The 20,699-nt window shown below is 75.3% G+C and carries 17 protein-coding genes; 15 read left to right on the top strand and 2 right to left on the bottom strand.

Going from position 1 to position 20,699, the window contains the following annotated elements:
- The first annotated feature begins 29 nt into the window (after positions 1-29).
- The gene (locus ACMT9T_RS07330; RefSeq protein WP_414744927.1) at positions 30-983 is read left to right on the top strand and encodes an aldose 1-epimerase family protein; all 954 of its coding nucleotides are present in this window, start codon (positions 30-32) and stop codon (positions 981-983) included.
- 74 nt (positions 984-1,057) lie between these two features.
- On the top strand, positions 1,058-1,510 hold the full coding sequence (locus tag ACMT9T_RS07325; protein ID WP_414744926.1) for a VOC family protein: 453 nt from the start codon (positions 1,058-1,060) through the stop codon (positions 1,508-1,510).
- Positions 1,511-1,556: 46 nt separating this feature from the next.
- Here the strand turns inward: ACMT9T_RS07325 and ACMT9T_RS07320 are convergent, their stop codons facing one another.
- Positions 1,557-3,197, bottom strand: coding sequence for a glycoside hydrolase family 32 protein (locus ACMT9T_RS07320; protein WP_414744925.1), 1,641 nt, complete (start codon positions 3,195-3,197; stop codon positions 1,557-1,559).
- 267 nt (positions 3,198-3,464) lie between these two features.
- Between ACMT9T_RS07320 and ACMT9T_RS07315 the strand changes: the two genes are divergently transcribed.
- The 4 genes from ACMT9T_RS07315 to ACMT9T_RS07300 all read left to right on the top strand — a co-directional run bounded on the left by ACMT9T_RS07315 (position 3,465) and on the right by ACMT9T_RS07300 (position 7,563).
- Positions 3,465-5,030: a glycoside hydrolase family 68 protein gene (locus tag ACMT9T_RS07315; RefSeq protein ID WP_414744924.1), complete on the top strand. Its 1,566-nt coding sequence runs from the start codon at positions 3,465-3,467 to the stop codon at positions 5,028-5,030.
- A gap of 76 nt (positions 5,031-5,106) precedes the next feature.
- Complete coding sequence (locus ACMT9T_RS07310; protein WP_414744923.1) at positions 5,107-5,775, top strand: hypothetical protein; 669 nt, start codon at positions 5,107-5,109, stop codon at positions 5,773-5,775.
- A 166-nt stretch (positions 5,776-5,941) separates the two neighbouring features.
- The gene (locus ACMT9T_RS07305) at positions 5,942-6,709 is read left to right on the top strand and encodes a YcnI family copper-binding membrane protein (RefSeq protein WP_414744922.1); all 768 of its coding nucleotides are present in this window, start codon (positions 5,942-5,944) and stop codon (positions 6,707-6,709) included.
- The gene (locus ACMT9T_RS07300; protein WP_414744921.1) at positions 6,706-7,563 is read left to right on the top strand and encodes a copper resistance CopC family protein; all 858 of its coding nucleotides are present in this window, start codon (positions 6,706-6,708) and stop codon (positions 7,561-7,563) included. Before ACMT9T_RS07305 ends, ACMT9T_RS07300 begins: the two co-directional genes overlap by 4 nt.
- Positions 7,564-7,633: 70 nt before the next feature.
- On the opposite strand, the gene ACMT9T_RS07295 is transcribed toward ACMT9T_RS07300, so the two are convergent.
- Positions 7,634-8,536: a LysR substrate-binding domain-containing protein gene (locus ACMT9T_RS07295; RefSeq protein ID WP_116053167.1), complete on the bottom strand. Its 903-nt coding sequence runs from the start codon at positions 8,534-8,536 to the stop codon at positions 7,634-7,636.
- Positions 8,537-8,706: 170 nt separating this feature from the next.
- On the opposite strand from ACMT9T_RS07295, the gene ACMT9T_RS07290 reads away from it, so the two are divergent.
- The 9 genes from ACMT9T_RS07290 to ACMT9T_RS07250 all read left to right on the top strand — a co-directional run bounded on the left by ACMT9T_RS07290 (position 8,707) and on the right by ACMT9T_RS07250 (position 20,698).
- Positions 8,707-12,357, top strand: coding sequence for a proline dehydrogenase family protein (locus tag ACMT9T_RS07290; RefSeq protein WP_414744920.1), 3,651 nt, complete (start codon positions 8,707-8,709; stop codon positions 12,355-12,357).
- A 113-nt stretch (positions 12,358-12,470) separates the two neighbouring features.
- Positions 12,471-13,139, top strand: a complete 669-nt coding sequence (locus ACMT9T_RS07285) for a hypothetical protein (protein ID WP_414744919.1) — start codon at positions 12,471-12,473, stop codon at positions 13,137-13,139.
- Between the two features lie 84 nt (positions 13,140-13,223).
- Positions 13,224-13,886 (top strand): hypothetical protein, encoded by a 663-nt coding sequence (locus ACMT9T_RS07280; RefSeq protein ID WP_414744918.1) that lies wholly within the window; start codon positions 13,224-13,226, stop codon positions 13,884-13,886.
- A 57-nt stretch (positions 13,887-13,943) separates the two neighbouring features.
- The gene (locus ACMT9T_RS07275) at positions 13,944-14,615 is read left to right on the top strand and encodes a DUF6584 family protein (protein WP_414744917.1); all 672 of its coding nucleotides are present in this window, start codon (positions 13,944-13,946) and stop codon (positions 14,613-14,615) included.
- Entirely contained in the window at positions 14,612-15,196 is a 585-nt protein-coding gene (locus tag ACMT9T_RS07270; RefSeq protein WP_414744916.1) for a 4-phosphopantetheinyl transferase, read from the top strand. The genes ACMT9T_RS07275 and ACMT9T_RS07270 overlap by 4 nt, the downstream gene beginning before the upstream one ends.
- Before the next feature lie 117 nt (positions 15,197-15,313).
- Positions 15,314-16,231: a phosphate/phosphite/phosphonate ABC transporter substrate-binding protein gene (locus ACMT9T_RS07265; protein ID WP_414744915.1), complete on the top strand. Its 918-nt coding sequence runs from the start codon at positions 15,314-15,316 to the stop codon at positions 16,229-16,231.
- On the top strand, positions 16,216-17,055 hold the full coding sequence (gene phnC, locus ACMT9T_RS07260) for a phosphonate ABC transporter ATP-binding protein (RefSeq protein WP_414744914.1): 840 nt from the start codon (positions 16,216-16,218) through the stop codon (positions 17,053-17,055). The genes ACMT9T_RS07265 and phnC overlap by 16 nt, the downstream gene beginning before the upstream one ends.
- The gene (locus ACMT9T_RS07255; protein ID WP_414744913.1) at positions 17,052-18,797 is read left to right on the top strand and encodes a PhnE/PtxC family ABC transporter permease; all 1,746 of its coding nucleotides are present in this window, start codon (positions 17,052-17,054) and stop codon (positions 18,795-18,797) included. The genes phnC and ACMT9T_RS07255 overlap by 4 nt, the downstream gene beginning before the upstream one ends.
- A complete protein-coding gene (locus tag ACMT9T_RS07250; protein WP_414744912.1) occupies positions 18,794-20,698 on the top strand; it encodes a TIGR03364 family FAD-dependent oxidoreductase in 1,905 nt (634 codons plus the stop codon). Before ACMT9T_RS07255 ends, ACMT9T_RS07250 begins: the two co-directional genes overlap by 4 nt.
- Position 20,699: the final 1 nt, after the last annotated feature.

The raw sequence follows: 20,699 nt of genomic DNA, 5'->3' as shown, positions 1-20,699 counted from the left end.
ACAGGGGGCGGTATGGATAGGCTCGGCGCGTGCCCGAAGACGTGTCGTACATCCCCCGCCTCCCCACCGGCCAGCAGCACGAGCTCATCGCGGAGGTGGACGGCCGCACCCAGCGCATGGTGATCGCGGAGGTCGGCGCCGCGCTCCGCGTGCTCCAGGTGGACGCCACCGACCTCGTCCAGTCCTACCCGGACCAGGCACGGCCCCCCTTCTGCAGCGGCATCGTGCTCGCGCCCTGGCCCAACCGGATCCGCGACGGCATCTGGCAGCAGGGCGACGTCGTGCACCAGCTCGACATCACCGAGGTCGACCGCGAGAACGCGATCCACGGCCTCCTCGAGAACGCGCCGTACCGCCTCGTCGAGCGCGACGACGTCTCCGTGACGCTCGCCGCCGACGTCCACCCGCAGCGCGGCTACCCCTTCGCCCTCGAGACGACCGTGCGCTACGAGCTCACGGGCTCCGGCGTGCGCGTGACGCACGGGATCCGCAACGTCGGCGACGCGGACGCGCCCGTCGCCGTCGGCACGCACCCCTTCCTCCGCGTGGGCGACGTGCCCACCGAGGACCTCGAGGTCGTCATCGACGCGCCCATCCACATCGAGGTGGATCCGGTCCGCCTCAACCCCACGGGCACCCAGACCCCGGTCGAGGGCACCCGCTTCGACCTGCGCGGCGGCGTCCGCGTGCGCGACGCGCAGCTCGACGACGCGTGGGCCGACGCCCGCGTGGTCGACGGCGTCACGCGCCACGGCGTGCAGGCGCCCGACGGCCGCCGCACCGAGATCTGGGCGGACGGCGAGTTCACGTACTGGCAGGTCTTCGTGACGCCGTGGTACCCGGTGGTCGACGGCCACGTGTGGGCGGTCGCGGTCGAGCCGATGACGGCGCCGGCCGACGCGTTCAACTCGGGCGACGGCCTCATCACGCTGGCGCCCGGATCCGAGTGGTCCGGCACCTGGGGCATCGACCTGCACGACTGATCCCGCGCCAGGAGCCGTGGTCGGAGAACGAACCCGCCCGCGACGGGCGACGCCGACCGTCCTAGCGTCGGACCATGACCGACACCGACGCGACCACCGCTCCCCTCGACAGCATCACGGGCGTGCACCACGTGCGCATCTCCGTCTCCGACCTGGCCCGCTCGCGCGCCTTCTACGAGGGCGTGCTCGGCCTCACCCCGGCGATCGAGAGCGAGGGCGACCCGAGCGACCCCGCCGTGCTGCGGGATCCCGCGCAGTACTTCGGCGGCGTCATCTACGGCGTCGGCTCGCAGCTCCTCGGCCTGCGCCCCCTCGCGGACGGCGGCGCCGCGTTCGACCCGGCGTCGCGCGGCCTCGACCACGTGAGCCTGCAGGTCGGCTCGCGCGACGACCTCGTCCGCGCGGCGGCGCTCCTGGAGGAGCGCGGCATCGTCCACGGCGAGGTCATCGACTTCCCGACCGGCATGTCGATCCTCTCCGTGCAGGACCCGGACGACATCAACGTCGAGCTCGTCGCCGCGGGCTGACCGCGACGCGGACGGGCGGGCCGCCCGACCGCGGCGGCGCGGGTCGTCAGCGGGCGGCGTCGAAGGGCGTCCAGCTCGCGTCGGTGACGCGCGTCGTGCCGTCCACGGCCTCCGCGGAGAGGGCCGCGCCGCCCAGCGACCCGACCGTCGCCGTCGTGAGCACCGCGCGGTCGCCGTCGACGAAGACCTCCACCGTGCGGTCGTCGAAGACCAGGTCGAGCGTCACGGGATCCTCGGGTGCCGTGTTCGGCAGCGGCGCCGTCGACGGCCGGTCGTAGGCGTCCGGCATGATCCCGTCCGGGTCGTCGTCGCGGACCACGAAGGCCTGCCGCCGCATCCGGTCGTAGCCCACCGTCACGGAGCCGCCCTCGGGGGACGCGAGCCGCACGCGGGTCTCGCGCGCGGGATCCGCCGGGTCGGGCGTGAGCGTGAGGCGGAGGCGCGAGGGCCCCGCCGGTCCGTCGGCGAGCGGCGTCGACGCGGCGACGCGGGCGTCGGCGAGGGGCCGCGCCTCGCCCTCGCGGCCGTCGAGCGCGTCGAGCGCGGACGACCGCAGCGCCCAGCCGTCGCCGTCCGGCACCAGCCGGACCTCGCGGACCAGCGACTGGCCGCCGCCCGCGCCGCCGTCGCGCAGGGGGAGCCGCCCCGCGTAGTCCCAGCTGCTCGTCCAGCCCATCGCGTAGCGGCGGGTGGGCGCGTCGCCGTCGGCCGGATCCGCCCAGGTCACGCCCGCGTAGAAGTCGCTGCCCTGGTCGAGCCAGCGCGGGGCGTCGTCGTCGGCCGTGAAGCGCTCGCCGTCGAAGTCGCCGACCCAGTAGGCGTAGCCCGTACCGCGGCCCTGCTCGGTGCCGTTCGCGCTCGCGCCGAGGACCCAGCGGACGCGGCCGGGATCCTCCGCGCTCGCGATCGGGAACACGTCCGGGGTCTCCAGCGTGCCGAGGTCGTCGCGCCCGAAGTCGGAGGCGTACGTCCAGTGGATGAGGTCGGGCGACGTGTAGAAGCCGATGCGCCGGCCCTCCGCGAGCGCCATGCTCCACCGTCCGTGCGCGCCGTCCCACACGACCTTGGGGTCGCGGAAGTCGGGGCCGCCCGGGTTGTCGAGCACGGGGTTGCCCGCGTACGGCCGGAACCGGTAGCCGCCGTCGGTGGAGTAGTAGAGGGACTGGCGCTGCACGCCGTCGGACTGCTGCGTGAGCATCGCGACGACCGTGCCGGCGCCGAGCCCCGACGTGTTCGCCGTGTCGACGACGACGCTGCCGGTCTCGGCGTCGCCGAGCGGGGTGTCGTACTTGTCGATCGCGACGCCCTCGTCGTGCCACGTGACCATGTCGGGCGACGTGTAGTGCCGCCACGAGGATCCGTTGCCGCCCGGGTGGTCGGCGTTCACGAGCGCGTAGGCGTGCCAGACGCCGTCGAGCTGGAAGGGGCGCTGCGGGTCGTTCATGAACTCGCCGGCCGGCCGGATGTGGATCCCGTCGTCGGCGGCGCGGGGCGCGGGCGGCGGCGGCGTGACGGGGCCGGGTCCGCCGCCGGCGAGGCCGCGCACGGTGATGACGAGCGCGGCGACCAGGAGGATCGCGACGATCGTGAAGAGGGCGCGCCGGTGTCGTCGGAGGAACGGCCGGAGGCGCTCCGCGAGCCGGGGGACGAGCGCCGGTATCTCCGGGCGCGGTGGGGATGCGGTCATGTTCGTCGAGCTCCTCGCGCTGGCGATCGGGGGGCAGACGGGTGGCGGAGCGGAGCGGGAGAGCATGCACCGCCGCACGACCGATGAGCGACGGTATCGGCTCGACGGCCTCGCGTCCACCCCGTTCGGGGGACACGCCCGGGATCCGTCGACGACCCCGAGAGGGGGCACGGGCGAGGCCGTCGACCCCCTATGCTCGCCGACCGGGGGAGCGTGCACCGCGCGACGCGATCGGTCTCATCGATACGAGAACGAGAGTGAGAACAGGTGACCAAGAGAATCAGGCGCGGGCTGTCCGCGTCCGCTGCGGCGACCCTGGTGGTGGCGTCCGCGCTGCTCGCCGGCGGATCCGCCCAGGCCGCGGGCTCGACCCCGCCGCGGCCCACCGTCCACACCCAGAAGGCGTACGCGCCGGAGGACGACTTCACGGCCCACTGGACCCGGGCCGACGCGAAGCAGATCGCGAAGCTGTCCGACCCGACCGCGGCGCCCCGGCAGAACTCCATGCCCGAGGCGCTCACCATGCCGCAGGTGCCGCAGGACTTCCCGTCCATGACCGACAAGGCCTACGTGTGGGACACGTGGCCGCTGACCGACTCGTCGGGCCAGACCTACAGCGTCGACGGCTACGACGTGATCTTCGCGCTCACGGCCCCGCGCACGCTGTCCTTCGACGACCGGCACACGGCCGCGAAGATCGGCTACTTCACCAGGCCCACCGGGATCCCGGCGGAGCAGCGGCCCGAGAACGGCGGCTGGACCTACCAGGGCAACGTGTTCGAGGACGGCGTGACGGACGGGGTCTTCCCCGACCAGTCGTTCTCGCAGCAGGCCGAGTGGTCGGGATCCACGCGGATCATGCCGGACGGCACGATCAAGCTGTTCTTCACCGACGTGGCCTTCTACCGCGACGCGAAGGGGCAGGACGTGAAGGCGGCCGACCCGGTCATCTCGCTCAGCCAGGGCCGCATCGAGAAGACCGACGGCGCCGTCGCGCTGAAGGGCTTCGAGACGGTGACCCCGCTCCTGCGCCCCGACGGGCAGAGGTACCAGACGAACCAGCAGAACGCGGGCGTCAACTTCCGCGACCCGTACACGTTCACGGATCCGGACCACCCGGGGAAGACCTACATGGTGTTCGAGGCCAACGTGGCCGGGAAGCGCGGCGAGCAGCAGTGCGACGCGACCGACCTCGGCTACCGGAAGGGCGATCCGGCCGCGGAGGACCCGAAGGAGGTGACCGCCTCGGGCGCGAACTACCAGATGGCGTCCATCGGCCTCGCGGTCGCGGACGACGCCGACCTCACGAAGTGGCACTACCTCGATCCGCTGCTCGAGGCGGCCTGCGTCACCGACCAGACCGAGCGGCCCGAGGTGATGATCCAGGACGGCAAGCACTACCTGTTCACCATCAGCCACCGGTCGACCTTCGCGAAGGGCATCGACGGCCCCGAGGGCGTCTACGGCTTCGTGGGCAACGGCCTCCGCAGCGACTACAAGCCCATGAACGGCGGATCCGGCCTCGTGCTCGGCAACCCGACGAACCTCAACTACGCGGGCGGCACCGCGTACGCGCCCGACTACAACCAGACGCCGGGCGCGTTCCAGGCGTACTCGAGCTACATCCTCCCGGGCGGGCTGGTGGAGTCGTTCATCGACGCCGTCGGCTCGAAGGAGTCCTTCCGCCGCGGCGGGACGCTCGGGCCGACCGTGAAGCTCGACATCACGGGCGACACCTCGAAGCTCGACCGGGGCTACGGCGACGGGGGGCTCGGCGCGTACGCCGACATCCCGACCACCAAGGTCTTCGACCCGGCGCACCCGCCGCAGTAGGACGGACCGGCGCGGCGACGGCGGGCACCCCCGCCGTCGCCGCGTCCTCCCGGCCCGCTCATCTACACTTCCCTCGATGCCTGCCCCGTCCCCGATCGCCCCGCGCGTCCAGCGCGTGATCCGGGGGCTCGCCGCATCCACCACCGCCACGTTCGTCGCCGCGCTGTTCCACGAGGCCGGTGGCGGGGCCGCTCCGTCGTGGGGCGTCGTGGCCTTCGGGCTCGCGCTCGCCTCGCTCGCGGCCATCGCGCTCGCCGGGCCGCGGACCGCCCTGTGGCGGCTGACCGCCGCGGTCGCGATCAGCCAGCTGCTGTTCCACGGGCTGTTCACCGCGGCGGGCGACGCGTCGGGTGCGGCCGTCGCGGCGGATCCGCACGCGGGCATGGCCGGGCACGGCGCCCTCCCGCTCGACGTCCCGGGCCTCGACCCGGCCGCCGGCGCGCCCGGCGCGCCCGGCGCGCTCGAGGCCGGCATGCTCCTGTCGCACGGGGCGGCGCTCGTCGTCACCGTGCTCGCGCTCCGGCACGGCGAGGCGGCGCTCCGCGCGCTCGTCGCGGCCTCCTCCCTCCGCGTGGTGCTCGCCCTCGCGATCCCGTTCCTCCGGCCCGAGCGGCGCGGCACCGCGCTCGTCCGGGCCCACCGCGCGCCCCGACCGCTGCGCGACCTCCGCGCCCGGATCGGCCGGCTGCGGCACCGCGGTCCGCCGCGCGCGACCGCCCTCCGCCTCGCCCTCGCCGCCGCCTGATCCGCCTGCCGGATCCGCGGCTCGCCCCTGCGCGACCGCGCTCGCGGTCGCGCCGCGGTGGATGCCCGCGCATCCACCGCTCCTCTTCTCCTCTCCTCCCTCCGGACGCCGGCACCGCCGCGTCCGCTCCCGGGGCCGCCGCGCGCGGCCCGGAACAGGACCTGCCATGACCCGCTCAACCACCTCCGCTCCCCGCAGCCGCCGGATCCTCCGCTCGGCCACCGCGCTCGTCGGCGGCGTCGCGCTCGCCGTCGCCGTGCCGCTCGCGGCCTCCGCGCACGTCCGGGTCTCGCCCGACACCGCGTCCGCCGGCAGCTACAGCACGCTGACGTTCAAGGTCCCCACCGAGTCGGCCACCGCGACCACCACGAGCGTCACGGTCGACCTGCCGAAGGACACCCCGTTCTCCAGCCTCTCCACCGAGCCCGTGCCCGGCTGGACGGCGAAGGTCACGACCGAGAAGCTCGACACCCCCGTGAAGACGGACGACGCGACCATCACCGACGCGCCCATCGAGGTCGAGTGGACCGCCGACGACGGCGTGGGCCTCAAGGCCGGCGAGTTCCAGCGCTTCACGATCTCGGTCGGGCCCGTGCCGGAGACCGGCAGCATCATGCTCCCCGCCCACCAGGGCTACTCCGACGGCTCGGTCGTCGACTGGGACGAGGCCACCCCCGCCTCGGGCGAGGAGCCGGAGCACCCCGCGCCCACGCTCTACGTCGACGACGCGCCGCCCGCCGACTCCATGGGCGCGACCATGACGACCACGCCCGCCGCCGACGCGACCGTCGCCACGGCCGCCGACTCCAGCGCGTCGGCCAGCGCGGTCGCCGTGGGCCTCGGCGTGGGCGGCCTCGCCCTCGGCGCGGTCTCGCTCGTGGTCGCGGTCTTCGCGCTGACCCGCGTGCGCCGCGAGACCGGCGACCGCGCGTGACGCCCGGGGACCGGATCCGCCCCCGCGACGGTCGGCGCCGGGCGACGGGACGGGGACCGCTCCGGCGGGTCGCCGCCGCGCTCGCCGGCGCCTCCCTGGCCACGGCCGCGGTCGCGCTCGTCGGGCTGGCGCAGGGGAGCGGCCCGGACGGCGCGCTGTCGGCGTCCGCGCACAACTACCTCGTGTCGAGCTCGCCCGCGGCCGGATCCACCGTCGACGCGCCGCCGTCGGAGGTCACGCTGACCTTCAACGACGTGATCCTCGACCTGGCCAAGGCCGGGGGAGCGGGCGCGGGCGGCGACGCGGGCGGCGGGTCGTCACCTGCCGCCGGCGGTTCGTCCGTCGTGCAGGTGACCGGGCCGGACGGCCAGGGCACGCACTACGAGACCGGCTGCGCGACCGACGCCGGGCGCTCGGTGTCCGTGCCGGTCGCGCTGGGCGGATCCGGCGAGTACCGGGTGACGTGGCGCGTGGTCTCGGCCGACGGGCACCCGGTCTCCGACTCGATCGCTTTCACGTACCAGGCGCCCGCCGGGGCTGCCGCGTCGGCGGGCACGCCCGACGGCCCGGCGTGCGCCGCGGCATCGCCGGGCGGGGCGGCCTCCTCGGGCGGCGGGGCGGGATCCGCGGACCCGGGCTCGTCCGCCGCGGATCCGGGCACCGCCGCCGGCCAGGAGGAGGGCGTCGCGCCCTACCTCGGCGTCATCGTCGGCGTGGGCATCGGCATCGTCGTGCTCGCGGCGGCCGCGGTGGTCCTCATCGTGGTGACCGGCAGGCGGAAGCCGTCCGGCGCCGCCGCGACGGACGGGACGGACGCCGCGCGCGATCCCGAGGGCGGCCCGCCCGCCGCCTGAGCGCGCTCCCCGTGACGACGGGCCCGGATCCGATGCGGATCCGGGCCCGTCGTCGTCCGGGCGCCGCGGCTCAGCCCGCGCCCTGGGCCATGGTCTCGGCCGCGCGCGCGAGGGCGTCACGGCAGGCGCGGATCCCCGGCCGGTCCAGGCTGCCGACGCGCGACGACGTGAAGACCGTGCGCCGCGGCGAGCCCGGCAGGCCGATGAGCCGCACGTCGGGCTCGCGGCCCGCCCACACGAGGTCGGGCAGCACGGAGGCCGCGTGGCCCGCGCGCACGAGGTCGATGTGCGCCTGCAGGTCGGCGGTCACGTAGCGGACGTCCGGCTCGAAGCCCGCGACCCGGCACACCTGCTCGGCGAAGTGGCGCGAGGCCGTGCCCGCGGGCTCCATCACCCACGGCAGGCGGCGCGCGTCGGAGATCGAGCGGACGTCGTCGCGGCCGGGCGGGAGGCCGAGGCGGAGCGGATCCACGCACAGCTCCTCGCGGTCGAGGTCGGCCGGCCGGGGTGCCGCGTGCGCCGGGTACTGCTCGGCGATGACGAGGTCGTGGTCGCGCGCCCACACGTCGTGGAGGCCCGACTCGGGCTCGCGCATCGTGATCTCCACGCGCAGGTCCGGGTAGTCGTCGCGGAGGATCGTGAGCGCGGGCGGCACGAGCGCGAGCAGCGCCGACTGGAACGCCGCCATGCGGATGGTGCCGGACACGTTCGCGAGCGACGCGTTCACCTCGGTCTCGGCGCGCTCCAGCCGCTCGAGCAGGGCCGTCGTGTGCTCGACGAGGATCTCGGCCTGCGGCGTGAGCACCACCCGCCGGCCCACGCGGCGCAGCAGCGTGACGCCCGCCTCGCGCTCCAGCTGCGACAGCTGCTGCGACACCGACGACGGGCTGAAGGACAGCGCGTCGGCGACCGCGCCGATGGTGCCGCGGAGCTTGAGCTCGCGCAGGAGCCGCAGCCGTCGCATCTCGAGCACGTGCGCCTCCCATGGATCTCCGGCGAGCGTGGAATCATCGGCAGGGCCGCACGATGATCATCGGAAACGTTCAGCGCATCCGATGAGAGCATGGTCCCACACTGGGAGGACGCGCTCGCCGCGCGGACGACGACGGGGCCGAGGCCCACCCGAGACGAAGAGGTTCCCGCATGACCGCCGAGACCGCATCCGCCCCCGAGACCGCCGCCGTCCCGACGGTCGACGGCACGACCCCCGCCCCGGACCGGGACGCGCTCGCTGACCGGTCGGTCGCGCTCGTCCGCACCTGGCTCGCCGAGGCCGCCCAGCACCCGGCCGACCCGTCCGCCGAGCGCCTCGCGGGCGTCCTCAAGGACGAGAACGGCCTCGACTTCACCATCGGCTTCGTCGACCGGGTCGTCCGCCCGGAGGACCTGCCCGTCGCCGGCAACAGCCTCGCCGCCCTCACCGCCAAGACCCCCGGCTTCCTGCCCTGGTACATGCAGGGCGCGATCCGCGCGGGCGGCATCCTGGGCCCGGTCCTCCCGCAGGTCGTCGTGCCCGTCGCGCGCCGCGTGCTGCGCGAGATGGTCGGCCACCTCATCGTCGACGCCACGAGCGACAAGCTCGGGCCCGCCATCGAGAAGCTGCGCGCCGGTGGATCCCGCCTCAACCTCAACCTGCTCGGCGAGGCCGTGCTCGGCGAGAAGGAGGCCGCGCGCCGCCTGGAGGGCACGCGCGAGCTGCTCGACCGCGACGACGTGGACTACGTCTCCATCAAGGTCTCGAGCGTCGTCTCGCAGCTGTCGATGTGGGCGTTCGACGAGGCCGTCGAGAAGGTCGTCGAGCGGCTCACCCCGCTCTACGAGCTGGCGCTCGCGTCGCCGCGGCCCAAGTTCATCAACCTCGACATGGAGGAGTACAAGGACCTCGACCTCACCATCGAGGTGTTCACGCGCGTGCTCGACCAGCCGGAGCTGAAGGACCTCGAGGCGGGGATCGTGCTGCAGGCGTACCTGCCCGACGCGCTCGCCGGTCTCCAGCGGCTCACCGCATGGGCGCAGGAGCGGCGCGCGGCGGGCGGGGCGCCCATCAAGGTGCGCATCGTCAAGGGCGCGAACCTCGCGATGGAGCAGGTCGACGGCCGGATGCACGACTGGCCCGTCGCCACCTGGGCCACCAAGGAGCAGACCGACACGCACTACAAGCGCATGCTCGAGCACGCGCTCACGCCCGCCGCGGCCGACGCCGTGAAGGTCGGCGTGGCCGGCCACAACCTCTTCGACGTCGCGTACGCCTGGCTGCTCGCGGAGGAGCGCGGCGTGACCGACCGGATCGAGTTCGAGATGCTGCTCGGCATGGCGACCGGGCAGGCCGAGGCCGTGAAGCGCACGGTCGGCGGGCTCCTCCTCTACACGCCCGTCGTGCACCCGACCGAGTTCGACGTGGCGATCTCGTACCTCATCCGCCGCCTGGAGGAGAACGCGAGCCAGGAGAACTTCATGTCGGCGGTGTTCGAGCTGAGCACGTCGAGCGAGCTGTTCGCGCGCGAGGAGTCGCGGTTCCGCTCGTCGCTCCGGGCCGTGGACGACACGATCCCCGCGCCGAACCGCACGCAGGACCGCCGGTTCCCGCCGGAGCTCGACGATGTGGATCCGCTCGCCGAGCCCGAGACGCCGGAGGAGCCCGAGGACGAGGTCGACCCGCAGCTCACGAACGTGGTCCAGGGCTTCACGCGCGGCTCGCTGCTGACGCCCGACGCGCTCGTCGACCCGGACGCCTCCACCACGTCGTTCCACAACGCGGCCGACACGGATCCGGCGCTGCCGACGAACCGCGCCTGGGGCCGCGAGATCCTGTCGCGCGTCGCCGCCTCGCAGCTCGGCGTCGCGACCATCGACGCCGCGCGCATCGACTCCACCGACCAGCTGGACGACATCATCGACGGCGTCCGCACGGCCGCCGCGACCTGGGGCGCCCGCCCCGGCGACCAGCGCGCCGCCCTCCTGCACCGCGTGGGCGTCGCCATCGAGCGCAACCGCGCGCGCCTCATCGAGGTGATGGCGTCGGAGACCGGCAAGACCATCGCCGAGGCCGACCCCGAGGTCAGCGAGGCCGTGGACTTCGCGCACTACTACGCCGAGCGCGCCCGCGACCTCGACCGCGTTCAGGGCGCCCGCTTCGTGCCGTCGCGCGTCACCGTCGTGGCGCCGCCGTGGAACTTCCCGGTCGCGATCCCCGCGGGCAGCATGCTCGCGGCGCTCGCGTCCGGCAGCGGCGTGGTCGTCAAGCCCGCCGGGCAGGCCCGCCGCTCGGGCGCCGTGCTCGTCGAGGCGCTCCGCGAGGCCGGCGTGCCGCGCGAGCTGCTCGCGCTGGTCGACGCGGGCGAGGCCGAGTTCGGCGAGCACCTCATCTCGCACCCGGCGGTCGACCGCGTGATCCTCACGGGCGGCTACGAGACCGCCGAGGTCTTCCGCTCCTGGAGAAGCGACCTGCCGCTCCTCGCCGAGACCAGCGGCAAGAACGCCATCATCGTCACCCCCAGCGCCGACCTCGACCTGGCCGCGGCCGACGTCGTGAAGAGCGCGTTCGGCCACGCCGGCCAGAAGTGCTCGGCGGCCAGCCTCGTGATCCTCGTGGGCTCGGTCGGGAAGTCGCGCCGGTTCCTCACGCAGCTCACCGACGCGGTGTCGTCGCTGCGCGTGGGCTACCCGCAGGACCCGACCACGCAGATGGGCCCGATCATCGAGCCCGCCGCGGGCAAGCTCAAGCACGCGCTCACGCAGCTCGGCGTCGGCGAGAAGTGGCTCGTCGAGCCCGAGGCCAAGGACGAGACCGGCCGCCTCTGGTCGCCGGGCGTCCGCGACGGCGTGAAGCCGGGGTCGTACTTCCACCTCACCGAGTTCTTCGGGCCCGTGCTCGGCGTGATGCGCGCGCGGACCCTCGAGGAGGCCATCCGCTTCCAGAACGCCATCCCGTACGGCCTCACCGCGGGCCTGCACAGCCTCGACGCGCGCGAGCTCGAGCAGTGGCTCGAGACGGTGGAGGCGGGCAACCTCTACGTGAACCGCGGGATCACGGGCGCGATCGTGCAGCGCCAGCCGTTCGGCGGCTGGAAGCGCTCCTCGGTCGGATCCGGCACCAAGGCCGGCGGCCCGAACTACCTCATGGGCCTCGGCTCCTGGGTCTCCGACGAGGGCCGGCACTCGAGCTCGCTGCACCTCCGCGGGCTGTCGCCGCGGGTCACCGAGCTCATCGAGTCGGCGCAGCCCGCCATCCGCTACGAGGACTTCGACCTCGTCCGCCGCTCGGCGCTCAGCGACGCGGTCGCCTGGCACGACGAGTTCGGCCAGGTCAAGGACCCGAGCGGCCTCGGCGTCGAGCGCAACCTCTTCCGCTACCGGCCGCTGCCCGTCACGGTGCGGCTCACGGAGTCGGGCGCGCTCGCCGACCTGCTCCGCGTGCTCGCGGCCGGGCGCCTCGCGCGCGCCGAGATGCACGTGTCGGTCCCGGGGATCCTGCCGGCCGGCCTCGGCCAGGTGCTCGACGACCTGCCGAGCGTGCACGTGACCATCGAGACGGACGACGCGTGGCTCGCCCGCGTCGCCGCATCCGGCATCCCCACCGAACGCGTCCGGCTCGTCGCGGCGCGGGACTCCCGTCTCGTGGAGGCGCGGGCCCTGTCCGACGCGCTCCGCGGCACGCCCGACGTGGCGGTCTTCGCCGACGAGGTCACGGCGGCCGGCCGCGTCGAGATGCTCACGTTCCTGCGCGAGCAGGCCATCAGCATCACGGCCCACCGCTTCGGCAACCCGGACGACTGGAGCGAGGCGGTCATCTAGCGCGGCCGAGGAGGTCGGGCGGTTCGAGCGCGGACGGCCGGAGATGGACGAGGCGCTGGCGCGCGACCTCCGCTGAGCCGTGTCCGGCCCTCCCGATCTGCCACGATGAGCGCATGCGCGAGGCGGAGGCCGTCGCCCGTGCGCGGGCGATGTGGGACGAGGGACGGCGGCGGGAGGCGACCGCGTCGCTCGTGGACCGGGTGCGGAGCCATCCCCGCGAGGCGGTCGCGCGCCTCACGCTCGCGGGCTGGTACCGCGAGCTCGGAGCGCCGGACCAGGCGGGCCGCTGGGGCATCGCGACGCCGGGCTGGACCACGGCGCCCGAGCGCGACCGGCTCGCGCGCATGATCGCGGCGTCAGGGCACCGCGACGACGCCATCGCCTCGTTCCTCGTCCTGCCCGAGCCCCAGCTCCCGGATCACGTGGCCGAGCTGCTGCCGCTCGTGGCCGCGCATCGCGAGAGGTACGCCCGGATCGAGACGCCGATCGGCGAGCTCGCCCCGGCGGCGGACTCCCGTCGCCGCACGGCCCTCGGGCTGTGCATCGCGGCGGCCGTGGTGTTCGCGCTGGGGATGCTCCTCGCCGGGATCCTGTCCCTCTTCGGCGTGACCACGGTCGGCGTCGCGCGGTGGGTCGGCGTGGCGTCCCTCTTCCTGGTGAAGCTGGCGGTGATCGCCGAGGGCACGCGACCGCGACCCGGCCGTCGGTGGATCACCGCGATCGCGCTGGTCGTCGCCGTCGCGCTGGCCTTCGCCTACTGGGGCCTGGCGGGGATCGCGTAGCGGGCTGCGCCAGGACGTCGACCCGACGGCCCCGCCCCGGGATGGATCGCGCGCGGCCAGGGGGAGATCCGCGACCCTGGGCGCATGCAGCGCTCCGAGGTCGTCCAGCGCGCCCGGACGATGTGGGACGAGGGCCGGCGACGCGACGCGATCGTCGAGCTGCGGACGCGCGTGCGCAGCGAGCCGGGCGACGCGGTCGCCCGCCTGCTCCTCGCGTCCTGGTACCGCGAGGTCCGCGCGCCCGACCAGGCCGGCCGCTGGGGGATCGCCCTCCCCGGCTGGACCACCGCCCGGGAGCGCGAGCTGCTGGCGCGGCTCATCGCCTCGTCGGGGGTGCGCGACGAGCACCTCGGCCGCTTCCTCGCGCTGCCGGAGGGGGAGCGGCCCCCGGAGCTCGACGAGGTCATGGTGATCGTGGGCGGCCTCCGGGCGCCCGACGGCTGGCGCGGGGCGAAGTCGCTGCGGCGCTGCGACAGGCGGAGCGAGATCGCCCGCACCCTGCACGTGCTCGGCTGGGCGGTGCTCGCGGGGGCCCTCGTCATGGCGGGCCTCGTGGCGCTGACCGGCGCCGGCGCGACGTCGCTCGCCCGCGGCGGCGCCGCCGTGGCGCTCGCGCTCCTCGCGGTCGCCGCGGTCGTCGAGGGGACCCGTGCGCGTCACGGGTGGTGGTGGGTGGGACCGTCGTCCGTGCTGCTCGCCTCCGCCCTCGCGGCCGCCGCGGTGGCGCTCGCGCGGAGCGCCGTCTGACGTCGTCCGCGTCGCCCGCCGCATGCGGTCGGGTCGGGGGCCTGCCACGATGGGCGCATGGACGAGGCCGGGGCGATCTCGCGCGCCACGGCGATGCGGGACGCGGGCGAGCGGGCGAAGGGGATCCAGTCGCTGCGGACGCGCGTGGAACGGAACCCGACCGAGCTCGAGGCCCGGCGGATCCTCGCGGAGTGGTACCGCGACGACGGCACCCACGACCAGGCCGGCCGCTGGGGCATCGTGTTCCCCGGCTGGACCACCACCTACGAGCGCGACCGCACCGCGCGCCTGTTCGCGGCGTCGTACCCGGTCCGCGGTGACGTCCGCGCGTTCCTGCACCTGCCCGCGGGGACGATGCCCGCGGACGCGCAGCTGCTGGCCGCGCGGATCCCCGTGCAGCGGGAGCGGCTCGGGAGCAAGGCGCATCCGCCGGACTCGGGCTCGCTCCCGCGACCTCCGGGGCCTCTGGACGGCTACGCCCTGGTCGTGGGGATCCTCGCCGTCGTCGTCCTCCTCGTGGACATCGCCGTGACGTTCGTCGGGGCGCTCCTCGGCGCGTCGACGAGCGGCTTCACCCGCTGGATCGCTCTCGCCGTGATCGTGCTGGCGGTCGCCGCGTTCGTGCTGGGGCGGGTCAACGCCTTCCTCACGCCGGCGCGACCGGCGGCCGAGGACGGCGGGCCGGGCGTCGTCCCCACGCCGCCGCCGGACGCCGGCGCCGGAACGTGAGCGGCGACGCCGTCCTGATCGCCCGCGTGCCCGTCGACCCGTCCGCCGACCGCCCCGCGCGCACCGCCGCCGCACGCGCCGCGCTGCGGGCGCTCGCCGCGGAGATCGTGGGTGCGGATCCCGCCGACGTCACGGTCCGCGCCCGCTGCGCCACGTGCGGCGGGGCGCACGGGCGGCCGGTGCTCGGCGGATCCCGCGCGCTCGACGGCCTGCACGCGAGCGTCGCGCATGCGGGCGACGTCGTGGTCGTCGCGGTGAGCGCCGACGGGCCGATCGGGATCGACGCCGAGCCGCGCGACCGGCAGGCGCCGCCCGGGATGACCCTCGCGGAGTGGGTGCGGATCGAGGCCGTGCTCAAGGCCGACGGGCGCGGGCTCGCGGTGGATCCGGCGCGGGTGCGGTCCGCGCCCGACCCCGCGGACGGCGACGCCCTCGTCGCATGGATCGACGGCGAGGGCGCGCGCTTCCGCCTGCGCGACGTGGACCTCGGCCCGGGCCTCCGCGCCGCCGTCGCGCGCCGCGACGGAACGGGCGACGGCGGCCCGCTGCGGATCCGCGTGCACGCGCTCCCGCCCGCCTGACACCGCCGCGCGCTCGCGTGAACTCGGCGTGAACACCCGTCTGGCCAGCGATTTCCCCACCTGAGGCCGTTGCAGACTCGTCGGCGTCCCGCATCGACCCCTGCCCGGAAGGCGACCATGAACCGCGCCCGCTTCCTCACCACCGCCCTCGCCCTCGTCGGCGTCGCCTCCCTCGTCACGGGCTGCGCGGCCACCGACGCGGCCGGATCCACGTCCGACGCGGGCGGGTACGCGGTCGACTCCGGCACCCTCGTCTTCGGCGTCGTGCCCGACTCCGCGAACGCGCAGACGAACTACCAGCCGCTCATGGACTACATCGCGAAGGAGACGGGCAAGAAGGTCGAGTACCACGAGAGCACCGACTACGCGGCGCTCATCGAGGCGTCCATCGCCGGCCAGATCGACGTCGCGAGCTTCTCCGGCCTCACCTACGTGACGGCCACGCAGAACGGCGCGAAGCTCGACCCCATCTCGTCGATCATCACGGCCGAGGGCCAGCAGCCCGGGTACTACTCCGAGGCCATCGTGCCGAAGGGCAGCCCCATCTCCTCGCTCGCCGACATGAAGGGCAAGAAGGTCTGCTTCGTCGACCCGTCGTCCACCTCGGGCTACCTCTTCCCGAGCGCCGAGCTGCTGAAGGCGGGCGTGGATCCCACGAAGGACGTCACCCCCGTGTTCGCGGGCAAGCACGACGTGAGCGTGCAGAAGGTCGGCGAGGGCCGTGAGTGCGACGCGGGCTTCGCCGAGGACAGCGAGGTCGACAAGTCGGACGCCGTGACGGTCGTCGACAAGGTCATGGTGCCGGGCGCCCCGATCGTCGAGTCCGACGCCCTGCCCGCCGACGTGAAGCAGCAGCTGAAGGACGCGCTCTCCGACGTGACGGTGGACCAGATGGTGGCCGCGGGCGTCACGAGCGCCGACACCCCCGAGTTCCGCAGCGTGTTCTACGCCACCACGCCCGTGGACGACGCGTACTACGACCAGGTGCGCGAGACGTGCGAGACCACGAAGTCGGCCCAGTGCCAGAAGAAGTAGGCGGATCCGCCGAGCCGGTCGTCCAGGTCGCCGGCCTCACCAAGCGCTTCGGCGCGACGACCGCGCTCGACGGAGTCTCGCTCGAGGTCGCGCGGGGCGAGGTGGTGGTGCTCCTCGGCCTGTCGGGATCCGGCAAGTCGACGCTGCTGCGCCACCTCGACGGCCTCGAGCGGCCGACCGCGGGATCCGTGCGCGTGCTCGGCGAGGACGTGCCCGCCCTGCGCGGCCGGGCGCTCCGCGCGCTGCGTGGCCGGGTCGGCGTGATCTTCCAGCAGTTCGAGCTCGTGCCGTCGCTCACCGTGCTCGAGAACGTGCTCACGGGCGCGCTCGCCGAGCTGCGCGGGCCGCGGCTCGGGCTGCGCACGTACCCGCGCGCGCTCCGGCTGCGCGCGCTCACGCACCTCGACCGCGTGGGGCTCCTCGACCGCGCCTACCAGCGGGCCGACACGCTCTCGGGCGGGCAGCAGCAGCGGGTGGCGATCGCGCGGGCGCTCATGCAGGACCCGCGGATCCTCCTCGCCGACGAGCCCGTCGCGTCGCTCGACCCGGAGTCGAGCGACCAGGTCATGGCGCTCATCCGGGAGATCGCGGCCGAGCAGGGGCTCACGGTGCTGTGCAGCCTGCACCAGGTGGACCTCGCGATCGCATGGGCCGACCGCGTCGTCGGGCTGCGGCACGGGCGCGTGGTGCTCGACACCCCGGCGGCCGGGCTCACGAAGGCGGAGGTCATGGAGATCTACGGGCGGGTCGCGACGACCACGGCCGAGCTCCGGGCGGTGGAGGACGAGCTGCTCGCGGGATCCGACGCAGGTCTCGCCCGATGACGGCCACGCTCGCGCGCACCGCCGCCGCCCCGACGGGGGAGGCGCACGACGACGTCGCCGCCCGGGCGCCGCGGCCCCGCGCCTCGCGCGCGCGGACCGCCGCGTGGATCGTGCTCGGCCTGATCCTCGTGGCGGCGGTGGCCGCGCTCGTGTCGGTCGACATCTCGATCCCGCGCATGGTGCAGAGCTGGGGCAACGCCGTGCGGTTCGCCGGCCGCATCCACGGGCTGACGCTGCCGGAGCCCGCGGACCTGGTGCGGCTGACGGCGCAGACGCTCGGCTTCGTGATCACCGGCACCGCCCTCGCCGCCGTGCTGTCCGTGCCGGTCGCGGTGCTCGCGGCCTCGAACACGTCGCCCGGCCCGGTGTGGCAGGGCGCCGCGCGCTTCGTCGGCGTGCTCGCGCGCAGCGTGCCGGACGTGGTGCTCGCGATGGTCTTCGTGCTGATGTTCTCGCTCGGGTCGCTGCCGGGCATCCTCGCCATCGGGATCCACTCGGTCGGCATGCTCTCCAAGATGTTCGCCGACGCCATCGAGCAGATCGACGAGGGGCCGCGCCTCGCGATCCGCGCGGCCGGCGGATCCCGCACGCAGGAGCTCGCCGCGGGCGTGCTGCCGCAGGTCGCGCCTTCCTGGGTCGCGAACGTGCTGCACCGGAACGACATCAACCTGCGCGGGTCGGTGATCCTCGGCTACGTCGGCGTCGCCGGGCTCGGCCTCCAGATGTCGTACGCGTTCAAGGCGCTCGACTACGGCCGCGGGCTCGGGCTCGCGGCGGTGATCTTCGCGCTGTGCGTCGTGATGGAGGTCGTGTCCGCCGCCGTGCGCGCCGCGATGCTCGGGGCCGGCGTCGTGCGCGCGCGGCCGATGGACCGGCTCGTCGCGCGGCTGCTCCCGCGGCGCGCGGGCGGCGGATCCGCTGCCGGGCTGCCCGCCGCGTCGCCCGCCACGCCCGCCGACGCCCTCCGCCGGCCGTGGACGCGCGCCCGGGTGCGCACGGCCGTCGCGCTCGCCGTCGCCGCGGTCGTGCTCGTCGGCGCGGTGCTCGTGAGCGACGTCACGTGGTCCGACCTCGGCTCCTTCTGGGCGCGGATCCCCGCGGTCGCCGCCCAGCTCTGGCCGCCGACCGCGGGCGCGTACGGCTGGGACGTCCTGGTCGGCGCCATGGGCCAGACCGTCGTCATCGCGCTCGCCGCGGCCCTGCTCACGCTCGCGGGATCCGCCGTGGTGGGCGCGCTGGCCGCCCGCAACGTCGCGCCCGGCCCGGGGATGCGCGGCGTCGCGCGGCTCGTGCTCGTCGCGGTGCGCGGCGTCCCCGAGCTCATCCTCGCGATCGTGCTCATCGTCATCAGCGGCCTCGGCATGCAGGCGGGCACGCTCGCGCTCGCGGTGGGCGGGGTGGGCCTCCTCGGGAAGCTCGTGGCCGACTCGCTCGAGGAGGTGGATCCGGGCCCGGAGCGCGCGCTCGCCGCCACGGGCGCGACGCGGCCGCAGGTCCTCGCCGCCGCGACCCTGCCGCAGGCGGCGCGGGCCATGCTCGGCCACGGCTTCTACCTGCTCGACACCAACGTCCGCGCGGCGACGCTCCTCGGCATCGTGGGCGGCGGCGGGGTCGGCTACTACCTCCTCAACGCGAGCGAGGGGGCGCGCTACGGCATGGTCACGGCGATCGTGCTGATGATCCTCGCGACCGTGCTCGTGATCGAGGGCCTCGCCGTGTGGATGCGGCGGGTGCTGCGGTGACCGAGCGCGCCGACGTGGTCGTGGTCGGCGCGGGCGTCGTCGGGCTCGGCGCGGCGTACGCGGCCGTCCGGCGCGGGCTGTCGGTGGTCGTCGTCGAGCGGGGCGCGGAGCCCGCGGGCGCGAGCGTCCGCAACTTCGGGCACGTCGGCGTCACGGCGCAGTCCGGCGAGGCGCTCCGCTGCGCCGTGGTGGCGCGGGAGCTGTGGCTGGGGCTCGCGCGCGACGCCGGGTTCGGGATCCGCGCGGCCGGCGCCCACGCGGTCGCCCGGCACGCCGACGAGCTCGCGCTGCTCGAGGCCGCGGCCGCCGCGATCCCCGCCGACGGGCCGCTCGGACCGGGCGCGGTGCGCGTGCTCGACGCCGACGGGATCCGCCGCCTCGCGCCGGTGCGCGACGCCGACGTCGTGGGCGGCGCGCTGCTCGCCCGGGACCTCCAGGTCGATCCGCGCGAGGCGGCCCCCGCGATCCGCCGGCACCTCGCCGCCCTCGGCGTCGTGTTCCGGTTGCGCACGCAGGTCGGCCGCGTCGCCCCCGGCCGCGTCGAGACGAGCCGCGGGCCCATCGACGCGGGCACGGTGGTCGTCGCCGTGAACCACGACGTCGACCAGCTGCTGCCGGAACTCGCCGAGGCGCGCGGCGTGGAGCGCTGCGCGCTCGACATGCTGCGCGTGCGGATCCCGCTGGCCGCCCCGCTCGACGCGCCCCTGCTCACCGGCTGGTCCCTCGTGCGCTACCGCGCCTTCGCGGAGCTGCCCGAGGCCGCCGCCGTGCGGGAGCGCCTGCACGCCGACCGACCGGACCTCGCCGCCGTCGACCTCAACCTCATGTGCACGCAGCTCGCCGACGGCAGCGTGATCCTCGGCGACTCGCACGCGCGCTCCGCCGCGCCGTCGCCGTTCCAGGCCGAGGCGACCGCCGAGCTGATCCTCGTCGAGGCCGGCCGCCTGTTCGACGCACCCGTGCGGGTGCTCGAGCGGTGGCAGGGCGTCTACGCGTCCGCGCCCGGGGAGCTGCTCGCCGAGGAGCCGCTGCCGGGCGTGCTCGCGCTCGCCGCCACCACGGGCATCGGCATGACCTGCGGGCTGGGCCTCGCCGAGCGGGCGCTCGCGGCCAGGTTCGGGGCGGTGGACGCGGATCTCCCTCACGCCGCCGCGCCCGCCGTCCACCGCCGAGAGAGGCCCGCCATGACCACCGCATCCACCGCCCCGACCGATCCCTCGGCCCTCGCCCTCGACGGCATCGAGCTCGTCGTGCTCGACATGGCCGGCACGACCGTGCGCGACGACGGCGTGGTCGAGGCCGCGTTCCGGGGCGCCGCGGAGCGCACGGGGCTCGTCGACCGGATCGACTGGGACGAGGCGATCGCGTACGTGCGGCGCACGATGGGCCGCTCCAAGTCCGACGTGTTCCTGCACCTCTGCGCGGGCGACGCCGCCGAGGCCGCGCGCGCGACGGCCGCCTTCGAGGACGCCTACGCGGCGATCGTCGAGGCCCGGGGCGCCGAGCCGATCCCGGGCGCCGAGCACGTGATCCGCCGCCTCCGCGCCGACGGCCGCCGCGTCGCCCTCACGACCGGCTTCGCGCCCGTCACGCGCGACGCGATCCTCGACGCGCTCGGCTGGCGCGACCTCGTCGACCTCGCGCTGTCGCCGGCGGACGCGGGCCGCGGCCGACCGGCACCGGACCTCGTGCTCGCGGCCGCCCTCCGCGTGGGCGTCTCGGGCATGGCCGCGGTCGCGGTCGTCGGCGACACCGCGAGCGACGTCGCGTGCGGCCGGGCAGCGGGCGCGGGCCTCGTCGTCGGCGTGCTCTCGGGCGCGCACGACCGGGCTGCGCTCGAGGCGGCCGGCCCCGACGCGGTGCTCGACGACGTGACGGGGCTGCTGACGCTGACGCGCTGAG

This window comes from Clavibacter vidaverae, assembly GCF_047529985.1.
Lineage (GTDB): Bacteria > Actinomycetota > Actinomycetes > Actinomycetales > Microbacteriaceae > Clavibacter > Clavibacter nebraskensis_A.
The sequence above is the reverse complement of the archived record's forward strand: the minus strand, read 5'-3'. Positions and strand labels throughout refer to the sequence as shown.